The organism is Paraburkholderia sp. EG304, from assembly GCF_046543485.1.
In the GTDB taxonomy this organism is placed as follows: Bacteria; Pseudomonadota; Gammaproteobacteria; order Burkholderiales; family Burkholderiaceae; genus Paraburkholderia; species Paraburkholderia youngii.
In genome coordinates, this window is sequence record NZ_JBKGUA010000252.1 from 1 (window position 1) to 885 (window position 885).

1 protein-coding gene is annotated in these 885 nt (G+C 59.1%); it reads left to right on the plus strand.

Translation table 11 applies throughout. The annotated features are described in order from the left end of the window. On the plus strand, window positions 1-594 hold a 594-nt coding region (locus tag ACLFKU_RS43695; RefSeq protein ID WP_410853383.1), incomplete at its 5' end, for a Mu transposase domain-containing protein. Window positions 595-885: the final 291 nt, after the last annotated feature.

Consider the following 885-nt stretch of genomic DNA (forward strand, 5'->3'; position numbering starts at 1 on the left):
TGCCGGGCTATGCGACCGGCGGCTTCTTTTTGCCATCTTTGGGTTCCTTTTGCTGGTCCCTATGACCAGCTCAGGCCCCGACCGTTCCACTTACCGACCTTGTCCGAAATTCCGGCGCCACCTCTGTCATCGCATCGCAATCTGAACGAAGCCATCGACCAGGCGTTGATGTTGCGCGGTCACCGGGACTTCGTCGATCGTGCTGCCTATGATGAATTTCTGCGCGAGGTCGTCATACGTCGCAACCGGTGTAACGCAGCCGCGTTCCGCCTTGAGCGGGAACAACTCATGGATCTGCCGTTAAGGCGCACCACAGACTTCGTCGAGGAAGAAGCCCGCGTCACACGCTGCAGCACCTTCACGGTACGCGGCATTCTTTACAGCGCACCATCGCGCCTGATCGGTCATCGCCTGAAGGTGCGCGTGTACGGTGACCGGCTCGACTGCTATCTGTCGGGTGCGCTGGTGCATATCACCTCGCGAGGCTCGCGTGGCGGCGACAACCGCCCCGCACTGAATTACCGACACTTCATTGAGAGTCTCAAACGCAAGCTGCAAAGTCATCGTTGGATTTCGGCTTTGGCCGCCGGGTAGCTACGCAAATGGTCGGTAACGATCTGCCGGGTATCGGCTTTGAGCGCAGCACCCGCTTGAAAAGCGCCCACCGTTTGTCCGCAACCCAACATTTCCTACAACCGTCGGCCCGATTGGAGGAAATGCGTCACTGAACACGGAGATGGCCAGCCCCCGTTGACTTAAGTCGTGCTCGTATGCAGCGCCAGCGACCTTGAGCCGTACGTCTACCTCGTGCACAGGCTCACTGAATGGCCACCGCGCAACCTGCTGCGATTTGTCCGAACGCGTACCGCTCCGCATCTCAAAACT